Raw genomic sequence first — 23,443 nt, 5'->3', positions numbered from 1 at the left:
GTTTCACCTGCTTCGGTTTCGCTGTTAACGCAGATGATCAGCATCGATCACAGCCTGGGCGAACGCCTGCGGCGCCTCTTGCGGCAGGTTGTGACCGATGCCGCCATCGATCAGGCGATGCTCATATTTGCCGGTGAAGCGCTTGGCATAGGCTTCAGCGGGCGGATGGGGAGCGCCGTTGGCGTCGCCTTCCAGGGTGATGGTCGGTACGCCGATCGACGGGAACGTTGCCAGTTTCTTTTCCAACCTGTCGTACTTGGCTTCGCCCTTGACCAGGCCCAGGCGCCAGCGATAGTTGAAGATTGAAACCGCGACATGATCGGGGTTCTGCAAGGCGGCGGCGCTTCGGTCGTAAGTCGCGTCATCGAAGTTCCACTTCGGCGACGCCAGCTTCCAGATCAGCTTGGCGAAGTCGTGGGTATTTTTCTCGTAACCGAGGCGGCCACGCTCTGTCGCAAAGTAGAACTGATACCACCACTGCAACTCCGCGGCCGGCGGCAACGGCGCCTTGCCGGCCTCCTGGCTGCCGATCAGGTAGCCACTGACCGCCACCAGCGCCTTCACCCGCTCCGGCCAAAGGGCCGCGACAATGTCAGCGGTGCGTGCACCCCAGTCATAACCACCCAGCACGGCCTGCCTGATGTTCAGCGCGTCCATGAAATCGATGAGGTCGCTTGCCAGTGCGGAAGGCTGGCCGTTGCGCAGGGTCTTGGCAGACAGAAAGCGTGTATCGCCATAACCGCGGGCATAGGGAATCAACACGCGATAGCCCTTATCCGCCAGCGCCGGCGCCACATCTGCATAGCTATGGATGTCGTAGGGCCAACCGTGTAACAGGATCACCACGGGCCCATCGGCGGGACCGATCTCGGCATAGGCAACGTCCAGCAACCCAGCCTTGACATGCTTGAGCGGGCCAAACGATGTGTGGCTGCCGGGGGTAATCGCGCCGACAGTGCTCGCCGGCACATCGGCCGCGTTTGCCTGGGACGAGGAAAATCCCAAGGCACCAAGCTGCATCATGGCCAACGCCAGAAGGGTTGGCGCGAGCAGGCGGCGATGCCGGGGAGCGCAGGTAGGGTTTATGTCCATGTGAAGCTCCTTGCGAACGACGTGGGGTGAGCCGGTGAGACGGCTTGGACTGTCTCGTTGGGCCCCATTTGACGTTGGCCAGGTATCGCGAATGTGTCGGCGACGGGCTTGAATGCAACGGCTCGTATCGGTCGTGAGCCTGGATACACAGAGATACATTCGTATCAGGAGGATCTGTTTTGTGTAGGAGCTGGCGAAGCCTGCGATCTTTTGATCTTTCGCTTGAGACTCAATTGTTTGGGGAAAGATCGCAGCCTCGTTGCACTCGACAGCTCCTACACGGCTCTCACCGCTTGCTGCGGGGTTCTATCGAGTGGACAGCCAGTCGCTTAAAGTGGCTTCCCATGAAACGCCTGTCCCAACACCGCCAACCGCTCCGCCAACGGTGGCAAGCATTGGCTGCTGCGGGTCAGGATGCCGATGTTGTCGGCGTTGCGCTCGGCCACGGCCTGCACGCTTTGCAGGCGCTGGCTGATGCCCATCGACGCCTTGGATTGTTCCTGGGTGGTGCTGGCGATCAGGTCGTTGAAATGATTGATCACGGCGATGTCTTCGACGACGGCGTGCAACAGTTGCGAAGCCTGTTGGCTGGCGGACACGCAGCGCTCCACCCCATCGCGGCTGTCTTGCATCGCGACGGCGGCCTGGCGGCTGCCTTGCTGCAGTTTGGCGATGATCTGCTGGATCTCGGTGGTGGATGTCGAGGTCTTTTGTGACAGGGTGCGGACCTCGTCGGCCACCACCGCGAACCCGCGGCCCTGCTCGCCAGCCCGGGCCGCCTCGATGGCGGCGTTGAGGGCCAACAGATTGGTCTGCTCGGCAATGCCATTGATCACATCCAGCACCTGGCCGATCTGCTGTGCCTGGTCGGCCAGGACCTGCACGGTTTCGTTGGTCAGGTTGATGCGCCCTGCCAGCTCGACAATCTCCTCCCGGGTCTGGTCAACCGTGCTGCGCCCGCGGTTGACCTGCTCGTTGGCCTGGCCGGCGCGCTGCAGGGTCTGGTCGACATGGCCAGCGATGTTTTCCATGGCCTCGACCAGGTGACTGATCGCACCGCTCATCTGCGCCACTTCGTCGAGTTGGTGACGGGCGCCGGTTTCCAGGGTCTGGCCAACCTGGGACAGGTCCTGGCCCAGGTCCGAGAGGTTGCGGGTGTCGCGCACCACGCCGTCCACCAGTTGGGTGACCTGCTGGAGGAAATGATCGAAACGCTCGCTCGAAGAGACCTTGACGCCGTCGCTGCGCTGCTTGTCGGCGTCGTTGCTCAACTGCGCGGCCGCCGCCAGCACCTTGTCGAGCACCTCCTGGTTTTCCGTGGCGTCGGCCAGGCTCTGGTTCGCCAGGTAAATCAGGATCACGCTTTCCACCACCACGTAGAACGCGTGAAGAAAGATCATCGACCAGCCACCGTGGGTGTCCATGACGAATACCGGATAACCCTGGTGTTGAAGCCAGTGAAAACCAAGGTGATGAACCGCGATGGTGGCGGCGGCAACGATAATCGGCAGCCAGTCACGGTAGAACGTCAGCACGGCCAGCAGCACGAAGATCCCGAAGTGAAATTCGATCACGCCGTGGGTCTGGTTGATGTGCAATGCCGCCATGACCATCAGCGCCACCGCGATGACACAGCGCATGGCCCGGGTGCCGGCCAGGACGCGATAAAGCGCGGTGCTCGCCACGCAGGTGGTCGCCCCCACCAACAGCGCCTGGGTGAACGTCGAGTGCAGGAATGCCAGGCCCAGGGAATACAGCAGCGTGAGCCAAAGCAGCCCCAGCATGATGCGGTCGGCTTTACGGTGGTGATCGTTAAAGCGCACAGGCGATGTCATGGGGGTCGTCCTTTTCGAAGACTTGAGGTCCGTTACCGAATGCCGCTAACGACTTAGCGGCGTTTCGAGACGAAACTTTAACTGATTATCATCAATTAGTGGCACTAAGCCACTAAGCTTTTCTCAGCGGCCTTTGCTTTATGATGTCCGCCATCTCATGACTGACTGATGGAACCCCCATGACTTTCGATTTCGACACCGTATTGGAGCGCCACGGCACCGGCAGTACCAAATGGAGCCGCTACCCGACCGATGTGCTGCCAATGTGGGTGGCCGACATGGACTTCCCCGCGCCACCGGTGGTCATCGACGCGCTGCACAAGCGCCTCGAACATCCGATGCTGGGCTACAGCGTCGCCCAGGACAATCTGCGCGCGGCCATCGTGGCTGACCTGTGGAGCAAATACGCCTGGCGCGTCGAGCCTCAGCAGATCGTGTTCCTGCCCGGCGTTGAGCCGGGTTTCAACATGGCACTGCATGCCCTGGTGGAGCCCCGGCAGAATGTCGTGGTGCAGGTGCCGAACTACCCTCCGCTGCGCCACGCCCCCGGTCACTGGCAGTTGAACAAAGTGGAATTGCCGTTCACCCCGGTCAAGGGCGAATTCCATACGCCGTTGGCCGCGTTGCGCGAAGCGTTGCAGGGCGGCGGCGCCCTGTTGCTGAGCAACCCCCACAACCCGCTGGGCAAGGTGTTCGAGCGCGAAGAACTCAAGGCCGTGGCCGACATTTGCCTGGCACAGGACGCCTGGATCATCTCCGACGAAATCCATGCCGAACTGTGCTTCGACGGCCGCATGCACATTCCGACCGCCTCCCTCAGCCCGGAAATTGCCGAGCGCACCATCACCTTGATGTCCGCCAGCAAGGCCTACAACATCGCCGGGCTGAAAACGTCGTTCGCCATTATCCAGAACGCCAAGCTGCGCGAGCGGGTCAACAACGCGCGGGCCGGCATGGTCGACAGCGTCAATGCCCTGGGCCTGGAAGCGACCCGCGCGGCCTACAGCGAAGCCGGCCCATGGCTGGAGGCCTTGAAAGCTTATCTGCAAGCCAACCGCGATTACCTGGTCGAGGCGGTGAGCACCCGTCTGCCGGGCATCACCATGACCGTGCCCCAGGGCACTTACCTGGCCTGGCTGGATTGCTCCGGGCTGGGGCTGGATAACCCGCAAGGATTCTTCTTGAATGAAGCCAAGGTCGGGCTGAGTGCCGGGCTGGATTTTGCTGACGATGCCGGGCAATTCGTGCGCCTGAACTTCGGCTGCCCGCGGGCGTTGCTGGAGGAAGGCATCGCGCGGATGGAGCGCAGCCTAAAAGCCAGGGGCTGATTCAACTGCCAATGCCTCCTGTGGCGAGGGGATAAATCCCCTCGCCACAATAGTCATCTGCCGCGATCGTTTTATTCATGCATATCCGGTGCATGGACAAAGCACAGCTTGTTCCCCTCCGGATCGCGGCAATAGGCTCCGAAATAGCCTTCGCAATACTGCGGCCTCGGACCCGGTGGACCTTCGTCGGTACCGCCCATGGCCATCGCCTGCTCCCAGGCGGCGCGGACGGTTTGCGGGGAATCGGCGGCGAAGCTCACTTGCATGCCATTGCCCCAGGTCGCGGGCAGACCATTGAAAGGCAACTGGACAAAAACCTGCGGCCAATGCTTGCCGGGCTGACGCCAGCCTTCTCCCGGCGGGCCCGAATCGTTTTCGCCCTCGATACGCTCCAGCCCCAGGCAGCCGAGGACTGCATCATAAAAAGCGACCATTGTCGGCAGGTCGCGCGCGCCGATCTGTATGTGGCTGAACATTGCCCCGCTCCTTAAACGACCCCTGTACTGACATTGGAGAATACAGGCTCGTCCAATGTTCGCCAGGCCCCTCTATTCGCCGACGAAACGCTCCTTATCACGCTCATCGACTGGCCGGACAATCCGACCGAACTCTGCCTGAAAACCCAAAGTCCACCCTCCATCGCAACCCACCAGGAGAACGACGATGGTCGACTACCCTTTCCCGCCTTTCCCTAAACAAAGCCAGCCGGTGCCTGGCACCCAGCGCAACATGGACCCTTACCCGGACTGCGGCGAACAGAGCTACACCGGCTCCGGACGCTTGGCGAACAAGATCGCCCTGATCACCGGCGCCGACAGCGGCATCGGTCGCGCCGTCGCCATTGCCTTCGCCCGTGAAGGTGCGGATGTGGCGATTGCCTACCTGGACGAGCATGACGACGCCAAAGAAACCGCACGCTGGGTCGAGCAGGCCGGACGCCAGTGCCTGTTGTTGCCCGGTGATCTGGCGGACAAAGGCCTGTGCCGCAAGATCGTCGATGAAACCGTCGCCCGCTTCGGCCATATCGACATCCTGGTCAACAACGCCGCGTTTCAGATGACCCACGAAAACCTGGAGGACATTCCCGACGAAGAATGGGTGCGTACTTTCGATATCAACATCACGGCGATGTTCAGGATCTGCCAGGCTGCCGTGCCGCACATGAAACCGGGTGGTTCGATCATCAACACCAGTTCGGTCAACTCCGACATGCCCAAGCCGACGTTGCTGGCCTACGCCACCACCAAAGGCGCCATCGCCAACTTCACCGGTGGTCTTGCGCAGATGCTCGGGCCCAAGGGCATCCGCGTGAACAGCGTGGCGCCGGGACCGATCTGGACGCCGCTGATCGTGGCAACCATGCCCGAGGAAGAAGTGCAGAATTTCGGTTCCCAGACACCTCTTGGTCGTCCTGGCCAGCCGGTTGAAGTGGCGCCGATCTATGTGCTGCTGGCTTCGGACGAAGGCAGCTACATCTCCGGAGCCCGTTATGGGATTACCGGGGGCAAGCCGATGCTTTAGCATCGGCGCGGTGTTTTACCTGTGGGAGCGAGCTTGCTCGCGATAGGGGCAGCCCAGGCAACATCAATGGTGACTGGTTCACCGCTATCGCGAGCAAGCTCGCTCCCACAGTGGACTGTGCCCAGCCAGTCGATCGGTAACAGCAGTGCCCTTGACACAAAGTACCCGTGACAGTGCTCAGGACGGCTCCTTGGCAATCACCGATATCTTCCCGTTGCGCTCAATGATCGCAAACTTGATCTGTTCCAGGGTCTCGATGCCCTGGCTGGAGCGTGCCGCTTCCATGATGTCTGCCTCCTCCAGCCGCGCATGACGCATCCGCCCGCGCAGGATTCGTCCGTCCTCGACGATGATGGTCGGACCACCGTCGATCAGTCGCGACACCCATTGGGAGCGCAGTTTGAGCAATGAAAAGCCGACATCGATGGCAATCAGCGTCACGATGACCATCAGCGCGTTGGTCATCGAAAAATCATCCCCCAACAGCGCCTGTTGAGTGGCCTCGCCGATGATCATCAACAACACGAAATCAAAGGTGGTGAGTTCTGCCAGCGAACGTCGCCCGGCGATCTTGAACAACACCATCAACGCCGCGTACATCACGGCAGCTCGCAGCACCGAATCCATAGGTCACCTAAGGAAAAATGAACTGATTGAAACTCACCGAGGCACCGCCGGGGGTTGCGATACGACTGTGATAGGTCCCGAAGCCGTCGCCGAGCAATGACAGGTGCAGACTGGCCTGGCCTCGTTCATCGGCCTGTACCCAGAGGGTCATGCCCTGCCCCGCGCCCGCCGAACGCATCGGTGGAGGTTGCAGCGTTTGCACCTCGAAGCCTTCCAGCCAATCGCCGCCCAACTCGACTTCCAATACGGCGTTGGGCTGGCCCTTGAGACGGATGACCAGGGCGTTGCTGGAGCCGTTGCGGTGGAAGGCCTGGTACTCGACGCCAAGGCTGCCGTCGTTGCTGTGCAGCTCCCGGTTGCTTAGCGGGCCACGGGAAAACAGCCCCAGCAAGGCCAGGATCACCAACAGCACCAACACGTACCAGCCAATTCGCTCGAAACGCCAGACCTTGTGCTGGAACGCCATGTCTTCGCGTACCGGAAACTGGCGGCTGCGGTGGTCGTCCTGCTCGTATGGATCGCTCATGGCCGTCCCCTAGCGCCGCTCGCCGGCCACGGCGCGCTGGTGAAAACTGGGCAGTTGTTGCAGTACATATTCGGCGGCCCACAATTGCACCTGACAGCGACTGCCGAAGAACCGCACGCAGCGACTGAACAGTGCTCGCTGACCGTTCACATCGAACGCCCAGGCAAAGCAGACAGTGCCGGCGGGTATTCCGTCCTTGTCGTCTGGCCCGAGCAGGCCGGTGGTGGCGACCGCCGCGTTGGCATTGGCATCGTGCAAGGCACCAAGGGCCATCTCCTCGGCGACTTCGCGGCTGGTGAGATTGAACGTCTCGATGGTGCGTGGGCTGACACCGAGCAAGCGTTGCTTGGCCTCCGGGGAATACACCACATAACCGCTTTCGATCAGAGACCCACTGCCGGGCACCTCGGCCAGCAATGTGACGATCTTTCCGGCGGTACAGGATTCGGCCGTAGTCAGGCGCAGGTCATGATCGCGCAGGTAATCAACCAGGATTTGAGCAACAGTCATGGCAGACGGTCCTTCAGGGGGGCTGATGGGTTGACCTTTGCCGTTGTGATTCATTCCCTTTATCGCCCCGTCGGCCGGGAACAGCAAATAAATGAAACCCGCGTCTTTTTCTGTGCCTCAAACCCAATAAGGGCCTCATGCAGAGGCCATCCTGATCAGGAGGTCGTCATGTCCGCACCTTTCGTCAAACTGTTCACCCAGCCCGAATTCGCCTGGGCCGACATACGCGAGCAAGAACAGGCACATCCACGCCATTACCTGGCGCATTTGCTGCTGCTCGCGCTGATTCCCGCGGTATGCCTGTTCATCGGCACCACCTGGACCGGATGGAGCCTGGCCGAAAACGAAACGGTACGGCTCAGCAGTGCCAGCGCCCTTCAATTGTGCGTGCTGCTGTATCTGACCAGCGTCGTCGGCGTCACGTTGATGGGGCTGTTCATCCGCTGGATGTCCCGTACTTTCGAAGCGCGCCCGACGGTCAACCAATGCATCGGTTTCGCCGCCTATACCGCAACGCCGTATTTCCTGGCCGGAATCTTCGGGCTTTACCCGAGCCGCTGGCTGGCCGTGGCAGTGCTGTTGCTGGCGTCGGCCTACTCGACATTTCTGCTGTTCGTCGGGCTGCCCAAGTTCATGGGTCTCAAGAAGGAACAGGGCTTGCTGTATTCGGCAAGTGTCTGGGGCGTGGGCCTGCTGGTCCTGGTGACGATCCTGGTGGAAATGATCCTGCTCTGGTTCAACTACCTGCAGCCGGAATATCTGCGTGTGCCGGTGGGCTGAACGCATTTCAGACTACCGATAACAGGGGCTTGAGATGATCAGGTTCATCCTGGGGGAGCGAGCTTGCTCGCGATGGCGGTGGTTCAGTCACATGGATATTGGGCTTGCTGGCCTCTTCGCGAGCAAGCTCGCTCCCACAGGGGACCGCGTCGTATATAGAGTTTGTGACTCCTAAACATCCGAATAGCCGCTATACCTCAGACTTTCTTCATACCGATACGCCTGCGCATCTCAGCCGTAATAGTCTGCCGAGTCTTCTTCAGCCCAGCCCAAGGCTCATGACCCACCTCCGCCAAACGCTCATGAACATTGTGCACATTCCACAGGTTCGCCCCCTTGAGCTCAGCCACCTCCTCACGAAATATCGGCACCGACACCGGCAACCCCTCCCGGGTCCGGGCGGCGTAGGCACAAATCGTCGTAGCGCCCAGCCCATTGCGCAGGTAATCGATGAAGATCCGCCCTACCCGGTTCTTAGGTCCGGACACCGCCGAAAAACGGTCCGGCAGCAGCTTGGCCATGTGACTGACAATCGCATGACTGAAGCCCTTGACCTCGTCCCAGCCCAGTTTGCGCGTCAATGGCACCACCACATGAATGCCCTTGCCGCCGCTGGTCTTGAGGAACGCCTTGAGGCCTAGTTCATCGAGCACCGACAAGGTGAGCTGCGTCGCCTCGACCATGCTTTTCCAGGGCAGCGCCGGGTCCGGGTCAAGGTCGAGGACGAAGCGGTCGGGCTTGTCCAGATCGACAGACGTGGCATTCCAGGTGTGCAGTTCCACCGTGCTCATCTGCACCGCGCCGATCAGCGCCTCGGCGTTGTTGATGATCATCACCGGCTGCCCGGTCAGTTCCTTGTCCAGGCTGGTGATACCGGGAATCGCCAGGCGCTCGGGGTTCTTCTGGAAAAACAGCTCACCGGCGATGCCATCCGGCGCCCGGACCAAGGCGACCGGGCGATCTTCCAGTTCCGGCAGGATGAACTCGGCAACGCTGGCGTAATACTCGGCCAACTGCAGCTTGGTGGTGCCACTGCTGGCGTCGATGACCCGCTCCGGGTGAGTGATGCGGACCTTGCCGTCCACGGCCGGGGCCTTGGCTTTTGTCCTGGTCTTTGCCTTGTGTGGTTTCGCGTCGGGTTCATCCTGGGTGCTGGTTTTTTTCGCCGCAGTGGTTTTTTTCACGGGTTTGGCAAGCTCCTGAGTGATGTCCTTGGCCGGCTTGTCGTTGCGCAAGCCATGGAAGACCGCATGGCGCACCGAGCCTTCCTTGGTCATTTCGGCAAAAGCCACTTCGGCCAGCAGCTTCGGTTCCAGCCAGTGCACGCCCTTGGCTTCGTAGCCGGTGGGTGGGTTCACCACGGCGGCCTTTTTCGTTTCCAGCGGCAGCAATTGCTGGTAGATGCTTTTAAGGGTGGTTTCGTTGAACCCGGTGCCGACCTTACCGGCGTAGCGCAACTGGCCGCTGTCGGCATCATGCAACCCCAGCAGCAAGGCACCGAAGGCACTGCGAGCGCCTTTGGGATCGCTGAAGCCCACCACCACGAACTCCTGGCGATTCTTGCATTTGAGCTTGATCCAGTCGTTGCTGCGCCTGGATACATAGGCGCTGCCGACGCGCTTGCCGATCAGCCCTTCCATCTGCATCTGGCAGGCGCTGTTGAGCAGCGCTTCAGGGGTTTCTTCGAAGGCATCGGAAAAACGCAGCAAGGGGCTTTCGTTGGGCTCCAGCACGGCGGCCAATGCGGTCCGGCGGTCTTGCACCGGCACGTTGCGCAAGTCCATGCCGTTGAGGTAAGGCAGGTCGAACAGGTAATAGGCGATTTTGCCGCTGCTGCCGGCCTCGAAGGCGTTTTGCAAAGCCTGGAAGTCCGGCACACCCTGCTCGTTGGCGACCACCATCTCGCCGTCGAGCCAGGCCGATTCCAACCCCAGCGCGGCCAAGGCCTCGGCCTGTCTTGGCAATTTGTGGGTCCAGTCATGACCGTTGCGGGTGAGCAGCCTGACGTCACCGTTTTCGATCCGCGCCATGACCCGGTAACCGTCGAACTTGATCTCATAGAGCCATTCGCCGTCGGGCGCGCTTTCCACCAGGGTCGCCAGTTCCGGCTTGAGAGTTTCTGGCAGCGGGCCGGCGACCGCACCGCTGAGGGAGGTTTTCGAGGCGCGTTTCGGCGATTTCGGCCGCGCGGCTTTTTCCGGTTGTTTCACCGCTTTGGCGGCGGCCTTGCCTCGCCGCTTGGGCACGAGGGTGCGGTCGCTGAGCACGCTGTCCGGCTCGGCCTGGACCACGTCGTATTCGCTTTCGGGACGGGCGGCCTGGTCCTGATGCTTGATCAGGAACCACTGCTCCTGCTTGCCGGGCATGTGGGTGCGCACCAGGTTCCACAGGCCGCTGAGCTTTTCCCCCTGCAGCTCGAACTTGAGCCGGCCTTTTTCGTAGGCCTCATGGGGATCCCCCTGGGGAATCCAGACGCCCCGGTCCCAGACGATCACGTCACCGGCGCCGTAGTGGCCTTCAGGGATGTTGCCCTCGAACGTGGCGTAATCCAGCGGATGATCTTCGACATGCACGGCCAGGCGTTTGGCTTTGGGGTCCAGGGAAGGCCCCTTGGGCACCGCCCAGCTCTTGAGCGCACCGTCCAGCTCCAGCCGAAAGTCGTAATGCAGCCGCGAGGCATCGTGCTTTTGAATGCAGAACTGCAAGGCGTGGGCGGTTTTTGCCGACTTGCGCGATCGTTTCGCCGCCGGTTCCGGGGTGGCGGCGAAATCTCGCATGCGGTTGTAGTCATCCAGGGTCTTGCTGCTCATGGACCACCCGCCACCTGTTGCAAGGCTGGGTCGGCTACCGGCATCCCAGCGGTTTCCGCGAGCAACTGATCGACCACCCGGCTCAAGGCCTGTTCGACTGAATCGCCCAGCAGCAGGCCTTGTTCGTAGAGCACGATTTGCCGATCGGCGCTGGTGCCTTCCTGGACGATCCGGCGGGCCTGCTTGAACACGTCCTGGACGCCCAGCTCGGCCGCGGTTTCACCGAAAGTCTGCTCTGCCAGGGTCAGCCACTCGCCAATCAGCATCGGCTGTTCCTGCCCTTCGACGATAAACTCCGCGAGAATCCCGTGACGCTTGGCCCGCCAGCGGTTTTCCTTGAGGATCCACTGGGACATCTGGCTGTAGTGAGCACCAGGCCGGCGCTGCGTGACGGCATGGGCCACCATCAGGCGAAACAGCGAGACCAGACAAAGGACGTCGTCCGCTCGCGGGCAGGCATCGCAAATGCGCAGTTCCAGCGTGGGATAACGTGACGAAGGCCGTATCACCCACCAGCAATCGCTGGCCTGACGAATCGACCCGGTGCGCATGAGCATGTCGACGTAGCCGCCGAACGCCGACTCATCTTCGAAATACTCCGGCACCCCCATGCGCGGCCATTCATCGCAGGCCACCTGTCGATAGCTGCTGAAGCCGCTGTAGCCACCGTTCCAGAATGGCGATGACGCGCTCAGGGCGAGGAACATCGGCAACCACGGCAGGACCTCATTCATGATTCGCACCCGATCCTGCGTGGCCGGGACTTCCACGTGTACATGCAGGCCCGACAGCACGCTGCGCCGCGCCACCCGCTGATAATCATCGAACAGTTGCTGGAAGTGCAGCTCGTCGGTGGGTTGCAACACCTGGGTGGCCATCGGGTGTGAACCGGCACTGAGCAGGCCCAGGCCATAGCGCGCCAGGCGCTGGTTCAGGCCCGTACGCACTTGGTTCAGGTAGTCGGCAGCCTCGGGCAGGCTGCGAAAGATGGGCGAGGCCATTTCCACCTGGCATTGGAACATCTCGTGGGCGAAATGCTTGCCCAGTTCAGCCTGGCACGCTGCGATAGCCTCCGCAGGGGGTTCACCCGGCATGCACCGGGTGTTCAGGTCCGTGATGAAATACTCCTCTTCAACGCCGAATTTCATGCGCCTGTTCATCGATAGTCCCTCCGATAGCCCCGCCCAGACCTGCGCCAATGCGGGTTACAACCAACGCCACCACGGCGATCCTTTCCACGTCCTGATAACCCGACGTGAGCAGTTCTTCACCGAACACGTCCGGGTCCAATTCCTTGTAGGTCCAGCCGAAATCCGCCGAGTCACGCCATTGCCCCAGCGCTTCGAGGAATGGATCGCGCCCATCCACCATGGCCACGCCGGTGTAGAGCACCAGCGAGCCGCCAGGTGTGAGCCGGGGCAAGGCTTGTTCGACGATGCGCAGCGACAGCCCGGCGCCCAGTGTGCCGCCGCCATGGCGATAGGCGCGCTCGGAGGGATCGGCCATGTACGGCGGGTTGGCGACGATCAGGTCGAACTGGCCTGGCACGTCCTGCAACACGTCGCTACGGGCGACCTCGACGTTGGCCACCTCCGCCAGCGCGGCGTTCACGGCGCTCAGGCGCAGGGCCTGGGGATTGATGTCCACGGCCAGCACTTGCGCTTCACGGCGGGCGCGGGCAATCACGATGGCCCCGACACCCGCGCCGCAACCAATGTCCACTGCGCGCTGCACGGCCGTGAAGTTCTGTTGCAGATGAGTATGGATCAGTTGGGCGAAACGATAGCTGTCGGGGCCGAAGAACACTGCATCGCTGGCTTGCGTGGGAAACTGCGAATGGGCAAACAGCAAGCCATCCAGGCTCGACCAGCGCACCCGGCTACGTAGCAAGCCGTCGTGCGCTTCCAGCACCTGGGCGTCTTGCAGTTGCCGCTGTTCGTCGGTGCTGATCAGCCCCGGCGCAAACGGTCGCGACCAGCCGAATACGTCCCGCAAGGTCTTGGCGCGCTCATTGCCGGGACGCTGGTTGACCCGTTCATGGGTCAACGGGGTCGGGGTGATGAAACGGTAGCCGTCGGCTTGCAGGCGTCGGCCCAGCTGCAGCAGTGCAAGGTCCGGCTCGGACAGGCGTTCTTCTTCATTCATGCAGGGCTCCCTAACGAAGTGCGGATTTGAGTTCGATGAACCGGCGAGTCGCCAGCAGCCCGGCCGGATGGCTGTGGCAGCGGGCACAGAGCCAGGGCATCAGGACTTGCATCTGCTCGTCCGGCGTGCGGCCTTGCAGCGCCTGTTGCAGGCTTTGCACATCGGGATCGTCCATCGGCGTCGCGGGCGCGCAAGCCGCAACCGGCGCACGCCGGGCACCGGATTTCGCACCCTCGTCCAGCCAGTCACCGGCGATCCAGTCATGCAGCAGCTGTTTTTCGTAGGGGCTGAACACCCCGAACATGGCCGCCCCTGCACCGTCGATCAGGGTCCAGAAGCGGCTGAGTTGCGGGTCTTCATGGCGTTTGATCCAACCTTTGTTCTGCATGGCCGTCAGGAACCCTTCCAACTGGCCCGGCGCCGAGAGCCACTGGTTGACGGTCTTGCCTTCGAACTTGCAGTAATCGGAATGCATGTGCTGACCGAACGGGCGTTTGCGTTCGAGCATGTCCAGCACTTCGCGATCCAGGTCGAACGAGCCGATGATGCCCCGGCTGCCCTGCCCCAGGTCATTGAGGCGATAGCCCAGCGTGACTCGCTGCCAGAAGGCCTCGCGGTCCGCTTCCATCGGTATCAGTTGCAGCAGCGCTTGCACGGCCTTCTGGGCATGGCCGGTGCTGGCGTTGTCGATGGTGACATGGAGGGTGAAATAGTACGGATCGATGTCCAGTTCGCTCAGCTCATAGGCGCTGATCAACAGATGCAGGGGCAATTGCTCGTAGCCCAGGTTGTAGCCGATGACCTCCGGCAGGTACTCGTCGCCGGCATAGCCCAGGGCCAGTTGCACGGCGCCTTGCAGATAAAGATCGTCATCGATGTCCGGGGCGTCCGACAGGTCGTATTCGGCGAGCAACTTGCGATAGAGCACCACATGATTTTGCGCGGGATGCCCGTCCCCCAGCTCTTCCAGATAGGTGCACAACAACCCTTCGAAACGGTGGTCGTGCCAGTGCTTGACCACGCCATACAGCCAGGCGCCGTCCACCCGTTTGGTCGGGGCCACGGCCTGGAGGAAGTACAGGGCGTGGGCCTTGCCGCTGAAGAACTCCCGCGGGCCGCCGTTTTTGCGCCGTTGCAGGTAATCAGCGTATTGCCGGGCCACGCCGGCGCTGTGTTGTTCGACCCAGGCCTGCAGCGTCGTGGGATCAGAGGGCATTTCCTGGGGGAGCGCCTCGGCTTTGGCGATGCATTGCTGGAGGAACGTTTGGGCAACGGCTTGCTTGTCGGCATCGTCGGGGCCCTGGAACAGCCGTTCATAGCATTGGCGCACCTGTCCGTTATGGATGACGGGGTGCACGGTGGCCGGCTGGGATTGGAGGGGTGTCAGCGCAGTCATAAGGGCCTCTCGGGTTCTTGGCGGACGCTGAATCAGAACGTCTCTTCTTTTGCAGAGCGCGGGGAACAGCGAAAAATTCCGTCGGATTAAATGGCAGGCGGATAAACGGAGGCTTGCTGCTTTGGTGGGAACCCTCGCTTCGCTCCGGGCCTCGAATACTCAGAACCCGCCCGGTCGTTGAATGTGGCTAGCGTGCCGTTGTGGCGAGGGAGCTGGCGACACACTGTAGGAGCTGCCGAAGGCTGCGATCTTTTGATCTTTCGCTTTCGACTCAATCGGTAGGGACAAGATCGCAGCCTCGTTGCACTCGGCAGCTCCTACAGGACCGAGCGGAAAGCGACGCCCTCACCATCCATTCGCCCGGCGGTACCAGGCGCTATCCATCCAAGGAGCAACGATGACGTTCACAGTATGGGTAGCGGTGCTCGGCGCGGTGTTGCTGACCCTGGCCCTGACCTCCTCTTATTTGCGCTGGATGCCGGTCACCACCTCGGCGATGTGCCTGGTGCTGGGTGTCGCTATCGGGCCGCTGGGGCTGGACGTGCTGAAGCTGGACATCAGCGACTCGTCGGTCTGGATGGAACACCTCACGGAAGTCGCGGTGGTGTTTTCGCTTTTCGTCAGCGGCCTCAAGTTGCGCCTGCCTCTCAAGGACCGCACCTGGCGCGTGGCCTATGGGCTGGCCGGGCCGGTGATGATCCTGTGCATCGCCGGCCTGTGCCTGGCGTTGCACTATCTGCTGGGCCTGGGTTGGGGCGTGTCGATGCTGATCGGCGCGATGCTGGCGCCCACCGACCCGGTGCTGGCGGCGCTGGTGCAGGTCAACGATGCCCGGGATGACGACCGGGTACGGTTCGGCTTGTCGGGCGAAGCGGGACTGAACGACGGCACGGCGTTTCCCTTTGTAATCCTGGGCCTGTTGATGCTGCGTGAGGACGGCAGTGGTTTTCTCGGTGAATGGCTGCTGCGCAACGTCCTGTGGGCCGTGCCGGCGGGGTTGCTGGTCGGCTACTGGATGGGCCGCGGCATCGGCAAGCTGACCTTGTCGATGCGCATCAGGAATGCCGACAGCACCTTGTCGCCCAATGATTACCTGGCCCTGGCGCTGATTGCCCTGGCCTACGTCGTGGCCGAGTGGATCCAGGGTTATGGCTTTCTCTCAGTGTTCGCCGCCGGCCTGGGGCTGCGTCGGGCCGAGGTTCAATCCACCGATGAAGGAGCGCCACCGGCAGAGCACCTGGTGCAACCAGTGGTGGGCCACGAAACCGTCGACCCCCAACAGGCCGTCGTGGGCGATACCGAGACGCTGGACGATGGTCAATTGGCCGCCGGGGTGATGATGAGCGACATGCTGGCGTTCGGCAGCTTGGTGGAACGGTCGATGGAAGTCTTCCTGGTGACCCTGCTGGGGGTCGTGCTGGCCAGCCATTGGGACTGGCGAGCCTTGGTGATCGGTGCCCTGCTGTTTTTCGTGATTCGCCCGTTGAGTGTGCTGGTGGTGCCCTGGCGGCGATTGCTCGACGGACCGCAACGATTGTTGATCGGCTGGTTTGGCATTCGCGGGATCGGCAGTCTGTTTTATCTGTTCTTCGCCCTGAACCATGACCTGCCGCCAGCGGTGGCGCAACTGTGCATCAATCTCACCTTGTCGGTGGTGGCCCTGAGCATTCTGGTGCATGGCGTCACCACCCAGCCCACGTTGGCATGGTACGAGCGCCGTAAGCAGTCGAGTTGAGGCGAGTGAGCCTCAACCGCCTGGATTGCTCAGCTGGATATAGACCGAATACGCCCCCAGCAATACCCAGAACGTGGCGAAGATCCAAGGAGTACGCAACGAAAACAGCAACGACTTGCGGTAGCCCTTGTGGGTCGACTCCCGCTCGCTGAACAGCGGCGATTCGTCATAGGCCAGACCCATCAAGGGTTCGGCGCGCAATAGTTCGCTCTGCTTGAAATGCCAGTGATCGATGATCTCGTAGGCCGCCTTGATGCCCGGCCAGGCATTGAGCGAACTGAGGAATCCCAGCAAGGCCAGGAATGGCGGCACGACCAGCGTGAACAACTTGCCCCACTCCGGGTTCAGGTTGGCCATGCAGGAGGCAAAGGCGATCACCAGGAAGGATTGGGCGGCCAGGTAAGCATCGGTTCGATTGGCCAGGATGCTGGTTTCGTATTGGATCTCCCGGCGATAGAAGTCCAGTCGCTCCTTGGGCGAGCCAAACAGTTTGGCGTTGTGTTCCGTCAGTTCTTCTTCCGGGGTGGGTCCGGTGAGTATTCTGGGCATTGCGCAGGTGGTGCCTCGATGATGATTCGGACTCATTAGAAGAACTCGGCGCGCGGCAAGTTCAAGCCAATGGACCACAGGTGCAGCAAAGTCCGAGGAAACGCTGCCCGCGCGCCAAGGTCTTTAATGTGTAAAGGGCAAGAGGACCGCTGCGTGGATTATCTTGGATGGGTGCAATGGCCGGCGATGCTCGTCACGGTACTGGCCGCCTGGTTGATCGGCTCACGCCAACCCCGCCGCAGGGTGGCGGGATTCAGTTGTTTTATCGCGAGCAATATTCTGTGGGTGGTCTGGGGGCTGCATACCCATGCGTATGCATTGATCGTGTTGCAGTTTTGCTTGTGTGCGATGAACTTGCGTGGGTTCAAGAAGAACACTGAATAAACGCCATAAGCGCCTGCTCTTGTGGCGAGGGAGCTTGCTCCCGCTCGAGTGCGAAGCGCTCGCGACATTGGGGCCGCTTCGCGACCCAGCGGGAGCAAGCTCCCTCGCCACAGGAGGCTGACTACTTCATCGTCTGCCCAATCACCTGCATCAGGTCAATCTGCTTGAACGGCTTGATCAACCGAGGCAGTTGTGTGGCGAATCCTTCCAGGCGTTCGGCATAACCGGTGGCCAGGATGATGGGCAGGGTCGGTTGGCGGTCGCGCAACAATTTTGCCAACTGCGCGCCGTCCATTTGCGGCATGGCCATGTCGGTGATCACCAGGTCGATGTCCGGGTTCTGCTCGTACAGCTCCAGCGCCTGAGCCCCCGACGGGGCGCAAAGGACTCGGTGCCCGAGGTCTTCGATCAGCAAGCGCGTGCTGGTCAGCACCAGGCTGTCATCGTCGACCACCAGCACTTTCAACTCGTGGACCGGCGGCGCTGCCTCTACAATCGCCGCTTTGCCAGGGGCCGTATCGCCGGCCACCGGCAACCACAATTCGGCGGTGGTCCCCAGGCCTTTCTGGCTTTTGAGTATCAGGCGGCCACCCAGCTGTTCCGCCAGGCCATGCACCATGGACAGCCCCAGGCCCGTGCCCTTGCCGACGCCCTTGGTGGTGAAGAATGGGTCCACGGCCGAAGCCAGCGTGGCGTCATCCATGCCCTCGCCTTCATCGGTCATCGCCAGGCAGATGTAGCGTCCGGGAGCCATCGGCTTGTCCGGCCCGGCATCAGCCCCTTGCCGCTCCTCGGCGGCAATGACGATCCGGCCGCCATGGGGCATGGCGTCCCGGGCATTGGTTGCCAGATTGAGAATCGCCAGTTCCAGTTGATTGACATCGGCCAGCACCGGCGACAGCGCCTCGGCGAAACGGATCTGGATGTGTATCGACGGACCCAGGGAGCTTTGCAGCAGGCCGCTGATGCCCTGTACCAGAGCCGACAGCTCGACCGATTCGTAGGTCAATTTCTGCCGGCGGGCAAACGCCAGCATGCGCTGGGTCAGCGAAACCCCGCGCAGCGCGCCCTGGGTCGCGTTGTCCAGCAATTGAGTGAGTTTCGGTTCGTTGGCCATGCGCTTGCGCACGATTTCCAGGTTGCCAAGGATGACCGTCAACAAGTTATTGAAATCATGGGCGATACCACCAGTGAGCTGACCGATGGCTTGCAGTTTCTGGGATTGAAACAATGCCTCACGGGCCTGTTCAAGGGCCTGCTGGGCCTGGGTGGCATCGGTTATGTCGCGGGTGATCTTGGCAAACCCCAGCAGCGTGCCGGTATCGCTGCGAATCGCATCGATGACCACGTGGGCCATGAAGCGCGTGCCATCCTTGCGCATGCGCCAGCCCTTTTTCTCGAAACGCCCTTCGCTGGCAGCGATGCTCAATGCGCGCTGCGGCTCGCCGGCATCACGATCCTCGGGGGTATAGAACATCGAGAAATGCCGGCCGATGGCTTCCACCGGAAGGTACCCCTTGATCCGCTGCGCCCCCAGGTTCCAGTTGGTGACCTGACCTTCCGGGTCGAGCATGTAGATGGCGTAGTCGGTGACGCTCTGCACCAGCAGGCGAAACTGCTGCTCGCTTTGCTTGAGGGTTTCCTCGGCTATCTTGCGATCGGTCAGATCGCGGGTGATCTTGGCGAAGCCGAGCAAGGTACCACTCTGGCTGTCGATGATCGGATCGATCACCACATGGGACCAGAACAGCGTGCCGTCCTTGCGCACCCGCCAGCCCTCGCCTTCGAAACGTCCCTCATGCAGGGCCGTGTCCAGCGCCCGTTGTGGCAGACCGGCGGCGCGGTCCTGATCGGTATAGAAACGGGAAAAATGCTGGCCGAGGATCTCGGACTCCTCATACCCCTTGAAACGCCTGGCGCCGGAGTTCCAACTGGTGATGATGCCCGAAGGGTCGGTCATGTAGATGGCGTAGTCGACCACCGCGTCGATGAGCAGGCGAAAGCGCTGTTCTTCGTTCATGAGCGGGGGTTTGGGGGCATTCTCGAGCATCTGGCCGGGGCATCCGTGTGGATTTTTTGCGGATTATGGAGCAAGTCTGGTGCCAGGAAAAATGATTGAGCGTTGGGAGCGCAATACTCAGCGCTCCCAGGCTATTCACAAACCCAAGCCCTACTGGATTCCCCTGTGGCGGGGTGTGTTTCCTGAGTGACAGACCACCAGCGCGGCAATAAGTGCTGCACCCTGGCCTCGCCGAACCGATCATCGATCAGCATCACCACCCCGCGATCCTGTTGGGTACGGATCACGCGGCCTGCCGCCTGTACGACTTTCTGCAATCCGGGATACAGGTAAGTGTAGTCATAGCCATCGCCGAAGATCGCCGCCATGCGTTGCTTCATCTGCTCATTGACGGGGTTGAACTGCGCCAGCCCCAAGGTGGCGATGAACGCACCGATCAGGCGTGAACCCGGCAAGTCGATGCCCTCGCCGAACGCGCCACCCAGCACCGCAAAGCCAATGCCCTGGCTGTGTTCCATGAATCGTTCGAGAAACGCCTGCCGGGGGGCTTCGCCCATGCCCCGCGATTGCGTCCAGAGGGCTATCTGCGGGTGCCGCTCGGCAAACAGTCCGGCCACTTGCTGCAAGTAATCGAAACTGCTGAAAAAGGCCAGGTAGTTGCCCGGGCGCTCGCTGAATTGGCGGGCCATCAACGTGACAATCGGTTCCAGGGACGCCTGGCGATGGGCGAAGCGCGTGGAAATGCGGCTGACCACTTGTACGTCCAGCTGCTCGGCCTTGAACGGCGATTCGACGTCGATCCACACCGTATCGCCCGGCGTTCCCAGCAAGTCTGCGTAGTAATGTCGAGGGCTCAGGGTCGCCGAAAACAGCACGCTGCTGCGGGCCGCCGTCAGCCTGGGCCGCAAGAACGCGGCCGGCACCACGTTGCGCAGGCACAGCGTCGACAGGCTACGCTGGCGGCCGAGTTCGCGCTTGTGGATGTCGAACAGAAAGTGCTCGTCGAAGGCTTCCGCCACCCGGCCAAACTGCAAGGCGTCGAAGTAGAACGTCTGTAAGCCGCTGTCCAGGCCCTGGGGGTGATCGTTGAGGTAATCGCCGATGGCGGTGGTACAAGTGGCCAGGGCCTGGAGCAGCTTTTCCGGCAGTTTTTCATAGGCCTGATAGGCCGCCACCTGGGGCGTATGCAAGGCGTTCCACTGGCGATTGACCCGCTCCAGGGATTTCTTCAGCGCTTCGGGGGCGGTTTTGCGCACGCTGCTCAACGTGGCCTGGTCAAGGGTCGCGCTGTACATCTGCCGTCCGCGCTCCACCAGGTTATGGGCCTCGTCCACCAGGGCCGCGACCGTCCAGCCATTGGCCTGGGCCAGGCTAAAGAGCAAGGCGCTGAAGTCGAAGTAATAGTTGTAGTCGGCCACCACCACGTCGGCCCAACGGGCCATTTCCTGGCTGAGGTAATACGGGCACACCTCATGGGCCAATGCAATGTCGCGCAATGCCGCCTGATCGAGCAAAGAGACTCGGCTCGCTGCTGCCCGGGCGCCCGGCAGGCGGTCATAGAAACCACGGGCCAGGGGGCAGGATTCGCCATGGCAGGCGTTTTCCGGGTACTCGCAGGCCTTGTCCCGGGCGATCATTTCCAGCACCCGCAACGGCATCGACGGCGCGCTGTGGGTAATCACCCGCGCCGCATCCAGGGCCAGCTTGCGCCCCGGGGTTTTCGCTGTGAGAAAGTACACCTTGTCCAGTTGCTGCGGCGCCAAAGCCTTGAGCATCGGGAACAAGGTGCCGACGGTCTTGCCGATGCCGGTGGGCGCCTGGGCCATCAGGCAGCGGCCGGTACTGATTGCCTTGAACACCGACTCGGCCAGGTGCCGTTGCCCGGGCCTGAAACCCGCATGGGGGAAGACCAGCGCCTGCGCGCCGAGGTTACGTGCTTGTCGATGGGCCATTTCCTGCTCGGCCCAGGCCAGGAACAGCGCGCATTGGGCTTCGAAGAAAGCTTGCAACTGGGCCGCCTCGAAGCGTTGGGTGAGGCAGGTTTCCTTTTCGCTGACGATGTCGAAATACACCAGGGCCACGTCGATGTGCGGCAACTGCAGCTTTTGGCACATAAGCCAGCCATAGATTTTCGCCTGGGCCCAATGCAACTGGCGATGGTTGGCCGGCTGCTTGCTCAGGTCGCCCCGATAGGTCTTCACCTCTTCAAGGCACTGGCGGACCGGGTCGTAGCCGTCGGCCCGACCTTTGACCGTCAATGTTTGGTAGTGACCCTCGAGGGCCACTTCAGCCTGATAACCCTCGGTGCGCCGCGAGGCGACGGTACGATGGCCGGCGATGCCTTCCAGGGCTGTCGGCGAGGGGGTGAAGCGCAGGTCAAGGTCGCCCACCTTGGCGGTGAACTCACACAGCGCCCGCACGGCGATGCTGTAGCTGGGTGCCGGGGTCATGGGACCCCATCGCGAGCAAGCTCGCTCCCACACTTGATCTGTGGTGACTCATTCCCTGTGGGAGCGAGCTCGCTCGCGATGGCAGACGCTGCCCATTGCACATAGCAAACGGCGACGGGCATCTGGTGCTCGTGACAGAACTCCAGCCAACGCAGTTGGTTGTCTTGCAGGCGATCACCGGGGCCTTTGACTTCGATCATGCGGTAAGTCTTGTGCTGCGGCCAGAACTGGATCAGGTCCGGCATGCCGGCGCGGTTGGCCTTGATGTCCAGCAGCAGGCGCTGGAACCAGTGCTTGAGGTGTTCGGCCGGCAAGCAATCGAGGGCCTGTTCCAGCAAGGGCTCGGACAACGCGCCCCAGAACACGAAAGGCGATTGCATGCCCCACTTCTCAACGTAACGACGACCGATGGTCTGCCGATAGCGGCCATCGTCCAACTCCGCGAGGCAGGCTTCGAACAAGTCGGCGCGACGGGCATGGAAATCCTCATTGAGCAGGTCGACCGGCCCGCGCTGGAACGGGTGGAAAAACGCGCCCGGCAACGGTGCGAAGATCGCCGGCCAGCACAGCAGGCCGAACAGTGAATTGATCAGGCTGTTCTCGACGTAATGCACCGGCGCGGTTTCATCGTGCAGGTGGGCCTGGACGTGATATTCCACGGACAAGCCCGGATCGACGCGCGGCAGATGCAGTTCAAGGCGCTCCACTTCCCGGGCTATGGTCCGTGACACCGGCGGGCCGCCCAGCTTGCGCCGCAGCCGAGGCACGATCCGAAGCAAGGCCTGGGTTTCGGCGGCGTTTTGTGGTGCCTGCGCCGCCGCCTCGCCCAATTCAAGGGCCAGGGCATACTCGCCGATTCGCTCCAATACCCGGACCATCCGCAGTCGCGCGCCCGGGTAGGTGCAATCGCGATAGATGCACAAGGCCAAGGCCCAATCGCCGAGGCGCTCGCCGTGCTGGCCGATCTGGAACAACAACTTGCCCCGGCGTCGCTCCAGCCACGGATTATCCAAGGACAATCCGTTGACCTGGGCGACGATCGCTTCCAAGGGCTCGCCGGCTTCGAAGCGCTGCTGGCAGTCGTGCAGGAACAGGCAGGCATCGACGTCTTCGCGACTGCGCAAGCCTCGCGACTCGGCGCTGAACTCAACGGTTTCGTAGGTGAAGATGCCCAGGTCAGCCAGGACGAATTCCGACCAATCCTGGTAGAGGTTGCCAAAGAACATCAAGCGCAGCCTGTCGCACAGGTGCATGATCGTCAGGCTGTACAGGCGGTCGTCAAGCTGCGGACACCAGGTACGAAAAGGCTGGAGCGGGCTGGGGTGATTATCCAGGGCCTGGAGCCATTCGGTCTTTTTCGCCTTGGGGTGTTCGATCAGGTGACCCAGGCACAGAAGGATTTCCGCCTTGAGCAGCACTTCGAACAGCTCAACGAGCCCGATGGGGGCCTGTTCCTCGACCCATCCCAGGGCCAATAGCGGCGCGACGGCGGCGCCAATGTCGCCGATTTCCGGGTAACTCAGCTTGCTATGACGAAACCGCAGCCCCTTGCGCATCACCATGCGCACCAATAAGCCCTGGGAAGCACGGGGCAGCGCCGTGAAGTCGTCGATAAAGCGCTGCTCTTCGCTGCTGAGCACGTCGGCATAACGCTGGCTCAACCACGCGAGCACTTGCTGGAAGTTGTTCAGGTAGTAAAACGGATCGTCGAGAGAACGGGCTGCCACGGAAAGAA

The 23,443-nt window shown here is 61.7% G+C and carries 19 protein-coding genes; 5 read left to right on the top strand and 14 right to left on the bottom strand.

All coding sequences use genetic code 11. The annotated features are described in order from the left end of the window. Window positions 1-24: 24 nt before the first annotated feature. Both AB7M32_RS18370 and AB7M32_RS18365 read right to left on the bottom strand, forming a co-directional pair. Entirely contained in the window at window positions 25-1,092 is a 1,068-nt protein-coding gene (locus tag AB7M32_RS18370) for an alpha/beta fold hydrolase (protein ID WP_454250850.1), read from the bottom strand. Window positions 1,093-1,421: 329 nt separating this feature from the next. Continuing rightward, the gene (locus tag AB7M32_RS18365) at window positions 1,422-2,927 is read right to left on the bottom strand and encodes a methyl-accepting chemotaxis protein (protein ID WP_454250849.1); all 1,506 of its coding nucleotides are present in this window, start codon (window positions 2,925-2,927) and stop codon (window positions 1,422-1,424) included. Window positions 2,928-3,106: 179 nt separating this feature from the next. Here AB7M32_RS18365 and AB7M32_RS18360 point away from each other — a divergent pair, with 179 nt between their 5' ends. Continuing rightward, complete coding sequence (locus AB7M32_RS18360; protein ID WP_454250848.1) at window positions 3,107-4,255, top strand: MalY/PatB family protein; 1,149 nt, start codon at window positions 3,107-3,109, stop codon at window positions 4,253-4,255. A gap of 71 nt (window positions 4,256-4,326) precedes the next feature. Here the strand turns inward: AB7M32_RS18360 and AB7M32_RS18355 are convergent, their stop codons facing one another. Beyond that, entirely contained in the window at window positions 4,327-4,731 is a 405-nt protein-coding gene (locus AB7M32_RS18355) for a VOC family protein (RefSeq protein ID WP_072405549.1), read from the bottom strand. A gap of 187 nt (window positions 4,732-4,918) precedes the next feature. On the opposite strand from AB7M32_RS18355, the gene AB7M32_RS18350 reads away from it, so the two are divergent. Then, window positions 4,919-5,776, top strand: a complete 858-nt coding sequence (locus AB7M32_RS18350; protein WP_454250847.1) for an SDR family oxidoreductase — start codon at window positions 4,919-4,921, stop codon at window positions 5,774-5,776. 177 nt (window positions 5,777-5,953) lie between these two features. Here the strand turns inward: AB7M32_RS18350 and AB7M32_RS18345 are convergent, their stop codons facing one another. The 3 genes from AB7M32_RS18345 to AB7M32_RS18335 are packed head-to-tail and all read right to left on the bottom strand — an operon-like array spanning window position 5,954 to window position 7,439. Then, window positions 5,954-6,403, bottom strand: coding sequence for a DUF421 domain-containing protein (locus AB7M32_RS18345; RefSeq protein WP_454250846.1), 450 nt, complete (start codon window positions 6,401-6,403; stop codon window positions 5,954-5,956). A gap of 7 nt (window positions 6,404-6,410) precedes the next feature. Beyond that, window positions 6,411-6,929 carry a hypothetical protein gene (locus AB7M32_RS18340; protein ID WP_454250845.1) on the bottom strand — a complete coding sequence of 173 codons (519 nt, stop codon included), beginning with the start codon at window positions 6,927-6,929 and terminating at the stop codon, window positions 6,411-6,413. 9 nt (window positions 6,930-6,938) lie between these two features. Further along, window positions 6,939-7,439: a CinA family protein gene (locus AB7M32_RS18335; RefSeq protein WP_413791057.1), complete on the bottom strand. Its 501-nt coding sequence runs from the start codon at window positions 7,437-7,439 to the stop codon at window positions 6,939-6,941. A gap of 168 nt (window positions 7,440-7,607) precedes the next feature. Here AB7M32_RS18335 and AB7M32_RS18330 point away from each other — a divergent pair, with 168 nt between their 5' ends. Beyond that, the gene (locus tag AB7M32_RS18330; protein WP_092441755.1) at window positions 7,608-8,219 is read left to right on the top strand and encodes a Yip1 family protein; all 612 of its coding nucleotides are present in this window, start codon (window positions 7,608-7,610) and stop codon (window positions 8,217-8,219) included. 197 nt (window positions 8,220-8,416) lie between these two features. On the opposite strand, the gene ligD is transcribed toward AB7M32_RS18330, so the two are convergent. The 4 genes from ligD to AB7M32_RS18310 are packed head-to-tail and all read right to left on the bottom strand — an operon-like array spanning window position 8,417 to window position 14,570. After that, window positions 8,417-11,029 carry a DNA ligase D gene (gene ligD, locus AB7M32_RS18325; protein ID WP_454250844.1) on the bottom strand — a complete coding sequence of 871 codons (2,613 nt, stop codon included), beginning with the start codon at window positions 11,027-11,029 and terminating at the stop codon, window positions 8,417-8,419. Beyond that, window positions 11,026-12,189 (bottom strand): carboxylate-amine ligase, encoded by a 1,164-nt coding sequence (locus AB7M32_RS18320; RefSeq protein ID WP_454250843.1) that lies wholly within the window; start codon window positions 12,187-12,189, stop codon window positions 11,026-11,028. Before AB7M32_RS18320 ends, ligD begins: the two co-directional genes overlap by 4 nt. Beyond that, window positions 12,161-13,174 carry a methyltransferase gene (locus tag AB7M32_RS18315; RefSeq protein ID WP_454250842.1) on the bottom strand — a complete coding sequence of 338 codons (1,014 nt, stop codon included), beginning with the start codon at window positions 13,172-13,174 and terminating at the stop codon, window positions 12,161-12,163. Before AB7M32_RS18315 ends, AB7M32_RS18320 begins: the two co-directional genes overlap by 29 nt. Window positions 13,175-13,184: 10 nt before the next feature. Beyond that, the gene (locus AB7M32_RS18310) at window positions 13,185-14,570 is read right to left on the bottom strand and encodes an iron-containing redox enzyme family protein (RefSeq protein ID WP_454250841.1); all 1,386 of its coding nucleotides are present in this window, start codon (window positions 14,568-14,570) and stop codon (window positions 13,185-13,187) included. A 397-nt stretch (window positions 14,571-14,967) separates the two neighbouring features. Between AB7M32_RS18310 and AB7M32_RS18305 the strand changes: the two genes are divergently transcribed. Beyond that, window positions 14,968-16,305 carry a cation:proton antiporter gene (locus AB7M32_RS18305; protein ID WP_454250840.1) on the top strand — a complete coding sequence of 446 codons (1,338 nt, stop codon included), beginning with the start codon at window positions 14,968-14,970 and terminating at the stop codon, window positions 16,303-16,305. Window positions 16,306-16,317: 12 nt separating this feature from the next. Here the strand turns inward: AB7M32_RS18305 and AB7M32_RS18300 are convergent, their stop codons facing one another. After that, entirely contained in the window at window positions 16,318-16,854 is a 537-nt protein-coding gene (locus AB7M32_RS18300; RefSeq protein WP_454250839.1) for a hypothetical protein, read from the bottom strand. Between the two features lie 153 nt (window positions 16,855-17,007). Here AB7M32_RS18300 and AB7M32_RS18295 point away from each other — a divergent pair, with 153 nt between their 5' ends. Next, window positions 17,008-17,238, top strand: a complete 231-nt coding sequence (locus AB7M32_RS18295; RefSeq protein WP_060742403.1) for a hypothetical protein — start codon at window positions 17,008-17,010, stop codon at window positions 17,236-17,238. Between the two features lie 121 nt (window positions 17,239-17,359). On the opposite strand, the gene AB7M32_RS18290 is transcribed toward AB7M32_RS18295, so the two are convergent. From AB7M32_RS18290 to AB7M32_RS18280, 3 genes are all read right to left on the bottom strand, one after another. After that, a complete protein-coding gene (locus AB7M32_RS18290) occupies window positions 17,360-19,288 on the bottom strand; it encodes a PAS domain S-box protein (RefSeq protein WP_454250838.1) in 1,929 nt (642 codons plus the stop codon). Window positions 19,289-19,389: 101 nt separating this feature from the next. Continuing rightward, window positions 19,390-21,708, bottom strand: a complete 2,319-nt coding sequence (locus AB7M32_RS18285) for an ATP-dependent DNA helicase (protein ID WP_454250837.1) — start codon at window positions 21,706-21,708, stop codon at window positions 19,390-19,392. Continuing rightward, window positions 21,705-23,435, bottom strand: coding sequence for a VRR-NUC domain-containing protein (locus AB7M32_RS18280; RefSeq protein ID WP_454250836.1), 1,731 nt, complete (start codon window positions 23,433-23,435; stop codon window positions 21,705-21,707). The genes AB7M32_RS18285 and AB7M32_RS18280 overlap by 4 nt, the downstream gene beginning before the upstream one ends. Between the last annotated feature and the right edge of the window lie 8 nt (window positions 23,436-23,443).

The organism is Pseudomonas sp. R151218B TE3479 (assembly GCF_053629195.1).
Note: the sequence above shows the minus strand (reverse complement) of the source record. Positions and strands in the feature narration are given on the sequence as shown.